Annotated in this window: 2 protein-coding genes and 2 pseudogenes; all 4 read right to left on the minus strand. The window is 41.1% G+C overall.

The window, feature by feature from the left end:
* Positions 1-160: 160 nt before the first annotated feature.
* A pseudogene (locus tag Q1A70_RS18715) lies at positions 161-1,174 on the minus strand (IS110 family transposase).
* Between the two features lie 129 nt (positions 1,175-1,303).
* The gene (locus Q1A70_RS18720) at positions 1,304-3,304 is read right to left on the minus strand and encodes a heparinase II/III family protein (protein WP_299695271.1); all 2,001 of its coding nucleotides are present in this window, start codon (positions 3,302-3,304) and stop codon (positions 1,304-1,306) included.
* A 7-nt stretch (positions 3,305-3,311) separates the two neighbouring features.
* Positions 3,312-4,718, minus strand: coding sequence for a glucuronate isomerase (gene uxaC / locus Q1A70_RS18725; RefSeq protein WP_299695274.1), 1,407 nt, complete (start codon positions 4,716-4,718; stop codon positions 3,312-3,314).
* 279 nt (positions 4,719-4,997) lie between these two features.
* A pseudogene (locus Q1A70_RS18730) lies at positions 4,998-5,204 on the minus strand (transposase); the annotation flags it as partial.
* Between the last annotated feature and the right edge of the window lie 74 nt (positions 5,205-5,278).

Here is a 5,278-nt window from a genome sequence, read left to right on the forward strand (position 1 = left end):
TTGTTGGGAGCACTAGCTTCCCAGCTCCACGATGATATCCGCGCCAGATTATCCTTAAAAAGCCCAAAGCATTGATTTCTATTTTTTGTGTCAGGTTCTTAATCTGGCCGATTGACCGTTTTTGTCATCACTTTCATTGGCGTTGCAAACTTGGTTATAGCTAAACAGCCTTAAAAGCTTGGCGGTGATATAACACCGCCCAAGCTATCCTCACTAGCTTATTGGCTAATGCGACTACCACTACATTAAATGGTTTGGTGGCTCGTAGGTTCACAAGCCATTCTCCAAACACTTTCCCTGTCGTCTCTAGTCTAGAGACGACAGCCCTTGCGCCATGGATAAACAGAGTTCTGAGGTGTTTATTCCCTCGTTTACTCATACCAAGTAGCTTGGTCTTTCCTCCCGTTGAGAATTGCCTTGGCACAAGCCCCAACCAAGCCGCCATCTCACGGCCACTGGCAAAGTTACTCGGAGAGCTTACATCGGCAATACACAATGTGGAGGTAAGATCGCCAATTCCAGGGATAGTTTTTAATAATTGAGCACTTTCATTATTATTAACAATCGATTGAAGCTTGTTATCTTGAGTTTTGATTTGTTCATTAAGGTACTTGTAATGCTCATGGATAGATATCAATTCACATAGCAAACTTTTTGGCAATGAGACTGTTTGTTCTGCTAACCATTGAAACAGAGACTTCATCTTTGCATGCCCTTTGGGAAAGCTAAGTCCGAACTCAAGTAAGATCGCTCCGATCCGCGACATAGTGGCGGTTCTCTCCTTGATATAACTATCTCTGACTCGATGAATCGCTGCGATGACTTGAGCCTCTTCACTTTTTACAGCTACAAACCTCATGGTCGATCGACCCGCAGCCTCTGCGATCGCTGAAGCATCGATGAAATCGTTTTTATTGCCTTTGACATATGGCTTAACATACTGAGGAGGAATAAGTCGGGGTTGATGACCAAATTCACTACACTTTCGAGCAAGCTAATGAGCACCGCCACAAGCTTCGAAAGCAATAGTTGTTGGTTCTATTTTACTAAGAAAGATTAAAAGTTGATTGCGATTAAATTTACGACGAAGCACCTCCACCCCACAACGGTTATGTGCGATAGCATGGAAGCAATGTTTACCTAGGTCGATACCTAAAATATGAATAGAAGACATATGGTTCACCTCATTCTGAGAGCCTACTCTAAGCTTAATGGCTTGAGAGTGAGGCGGACCATATAATTAAGCCCACTCAATGAATGGGCAAACCTACAAATGGACAAACGATGAAATAGGATCTATCTGTTAGTCAAAAGAAACCTCTCCATTATTAAAGCAAACTGTCATGACCTGACGTATTCCTTTTTGAACCATTGCGATTATGAGCCTATTACCTATCCACTCAACATTAGCGATCGATCTATGGCCCTCCAAATCATGCAATACAATACTTTTCAGTTGCGTTTGCTTGCTACGAAGTAGGACATAACTTAAATCTGACGTTGCGGGATTATCAGGGGCCTTACCCGTTAAAATAGAATCAGATCCCTCAGAGTAAATGGTTTGGGAATAGGTCGTGTCCAATGCGACATCGTAGTCAAACTTAATAATGCTAGGCAGTACTGTAATTGCTTGGCAATGCTTCATTCGATCCAGTGGCCCTTCAAGCGGGTTATCAACGCTTTCCAACTCAACAGAAGAGTTTATCATTTCTCCTCGAGTATGCAGTGTGAGGTCAAGTTGTTGCTCATTTGGGTTACTCACTTGGTTGATCTCAATCGCTGCATCTCCAAGCCACAAAATCGATCGTCTAAACTCTATATCTTTATAGCTTTCTTCATCCCAGTGTACCAATGTGTGGCTATCAACTGTGGCGGCGGACAAGCCCCAATCCACAAGCGCATCCACAAACGTAAATTCATCACGTTCAATATAATGCTTCAATTGTGGTACTGTAGGGGTTTGGTTACTTTGATTGACCACCAACGTATTATGGCTTGAGGTATTTTTGTAATAACCGTAATGCAGCTCAGCACCATACCCCGTAGTACCTAAATCTGGCAGAATCTCTTTACCGTCTTTTATCAGTATTAAGCCTAAGCGATCATAATGATCATGCTCACCACCATAAGGTGCGTGTTTATAGAGCATGGAATGATTGCGCTCTTTATTAACACAAATCGTTATGCCGGAATCAGGGGCGTGAATTGCATTTCCAGTAATCGTAGGTAATTCTGGTAGTTCATCAACGCCATACAACAATGCATCAATATTGTCACGAGACATGCTTTGATAAATCGTATTTAACGCGGCCCCAAATATAGGGGTTTGGAACTCCGCGTAGGCAAACTCAAAGAGATGAACATGATTTAGCTTCTCTTGGCCTGCAATGCAGTCATTAAGCTTCGGGAAATCGCCTGTATTTAGCACTAGCTCTAATGGAAACTGAAGCATAGTGTGATAATTCGGGTTACTTCTTACTGAGTAATCTGTATTTCGAGCCAGTTTTTCAAAGGCCAATAACGCTTGCAGAGCATAATAGTGGTAGTGAACCGAACCTTCGAACCATAAACCCTCTGCACTCATGCCATGCTCTAACTGGTAGTGGATGCCATATTTACTATGAAGCGCAAAATCGAGATATTTCTCTTCATTTAATAAAAGACCAATTACACCGATCGTCGCATTAATCTTCATTTCATGATTATGCAGCTGATCAGTTCGATGCTGCATTAAAAACTCAGCCCCTTCTCTTAATAAACGCTCTTCAATGTATTGACGCTCTTCATCACTTAACGCTTCACAGACAAAGTCATATCCTAGGGCGAAATCCAAGTTACAGTTTGCTTCACACAGGGTTTGTGCATTCGCTTTACCTGGTCCATTGTAGGGAATACCACCGTGTTCTTCATAGTCAGGGTAGTATTTTGCGTATTGAAGTAAAATAGCTTTTACTTTATCAAAATAATGCTGCTCTCCCGTTATTTGCCACAATAATCCGAGTTCGCGACACGCTTTTGCATTTAACCCGTTTAACCAACGCCACCATGCGCCATCATACGGTTCACCTGTAAATACTTTTCCATCAACTGGGCAGCAATGCTCTTTTGAGTTGTGGCGATTCCACGTTAAACGCACACCATGCTCAGGACAAAAATAATAGAGATTCCATGTCGCTCTATTATCTTCAGGAACCAAGATTTCATTTTCAAGAACAACTTGGTTATCTTGTTTAATTTGCTTAATCGTAGATGGTGTCGCTTTTCTACGAATACGCTCTAATTGCGGTTGGGAAAATTGAATCATAGTTACCTCAATGAAAGTCAAAATACTGTTTTGCATTACTAAAGCAGATGTTTTTTATAGTCTCAGAAAGCAATGCTTCGTCATTCGGCACATCACCAGAAAGTGCCCAATCTGCGAGCATGTCGCATAACACGCGGCGAAAATAATCATGCCGAGACATCGATAAAATATTGCGAGAGTCAGTCAACATACCGACAAAACAACCTAAAGCACCTAGATTCGCTAACGCTGTCATTTGAGCCATAATTCCATGCTTATGATCGTTGAACCACCAACCAGCACCCAGTTGTATTTTACTCGCACTGCCTGATTCTTGAAAAGCGCCTATCAATGAAGCTAATGGCCATGTATCTTTCGGGTTTAAACTATAAAGAATGGTGCTTGGTAACTTATTCACTAAATCTAATTGACTAAGAAATTTTGATAACGGCCGAATAAGCGGTGCATCATCCATAACGCTAAAGCCTGTTGCGGGCCCTAGTGTTTCAAAGCGCCTCTCATTAACATTCATTAAGACGCCATGATGAATCTGCATAGCCCAGCCAAATTCACAGAAACACTGCCCTAAAAAGACTAAGAGATGGCTTCTTATCGCTAGGCACTCTTCTTCCAATAACGGGATCCCCGAACGCATTAATTCAAAAGAAGCGGCAACGCTTTCCTCTGATGAAACGATAAATTGAAAGTCATTTAAGCCAACGTCAGAGACCTTACAACCTACTGAGTCAAAAAAAGCTATTCGCTCTCTGATGGCAGATTTGAGTGAGGCTAGATTTTTAATTTCATAATCAACACATTCTGAAAGTCTATCAAGGTAATGCCCATAGTTCTCTAAATTAGATAGGTTGATCAAACCATCGAAGCGAAATGTTGGTAGAACATTTGCGGAGCATGGTTCACTCGCGAGCTTTTGGTGGAACTCTAAACTACTCGTTGGATCATCGGTCGTGCACACCGTATGAACCTTGTTCATCTTCAAAACATTTTGTGGCGTTAACACCTGAGCAGTAATCACTTCGTTACACTGATTCCACAAAAACTCTTGGTTTTCTGGACAAATCAGTACATCAATATTGAAGTATTTTTTTAACTCTAAGTGGCACCATTGATATAAAGGGCTGCCAATGAGCTTAGGCATTGCTTCACACCACTTTGCGAACTTATCTTGATCACTGGCATTGCCGGTAATGTAATGTTCATCAATACCCACACTACGCATCGCTCGCCAAATATAGTGATCAGATGCTAGCCAAACTTGAGTGATGTTCTCGTGGGATTGGTTGAGATAAATGTCTTCAGCTTCAAGATGACTATGATAGTCAATGATGGGCATAGCCGAAGCATGCTGATGATATAACTTCTCAGCCAAGGGCGTTTTTAGAAGGAAGTCTTCGGATACATAACAATGTGCCATTGAGGTGTTCTCATTCTTTTGTATACAACTCACGCGATCTTGTACGTACTAACTCCCAACAAGATTGCGAAAAATAATAAAATTGCGGTTCAACTTTATAAATACCGCAGTTTAATTGTATGGCTTTTACGATTAAGAAGACAGGACAATAGATTTAAAATGTGACATTTGAAACGATGTTTTATTTTTCAAGTGTCACAAATGAGTTTGCTGTGACTTTAAAGCCCTTCCATGAATAAAGTCGACACCGATGATAAGATATCAGCTTTTTATACCTGTTCAACTTAGAGATACAGGTTTCAAATCTTGAAAATTATCTGTAATTATGGATACGAGTGAGCTTGCAACTTCTGGTAGCGTTACATCGAAAAAGTCTTTGATGGCTGAAGTAAATTCAGGCTTGGAGGAGAAGTCAATATTATTCCTCACATGCTCATTCATTACTTTCCAAAGCCGCTCTATTGGATTTAAATTTGGACTGTAAGGGGCTTTGTTGCGTAAATCGAGTGAACTAAATCAGAATCGTACGATCAGATCAGAGACATTCTCTTATTGACTCC

This window comes from uncultured Vibrio sp. (assembly GCF_947488985.1).
Lineage (GTDB): Bacteria > Pseudomonadota > Gammaproteobacteria > Enterobacterales > Vibrionaceae > Vibrio.

Excerpts from the sequence above, each read along its gene's own strand:
- Q1A70_RS18720 (WP_299695271.1), bottom strand. The coding sequence starts at position 3,304 with ATGATTCAATTTTCCCAACCGCAATTAGAGCGTATTCGTAGAAAAGCG.
- uxaC (WP_299695274.1), bottom strand. The coding sequence starts at position 4,718 with ATGGCACATTGTTATGTATCCGAAGACTTCCTTCTAAAAACGCCCTTG.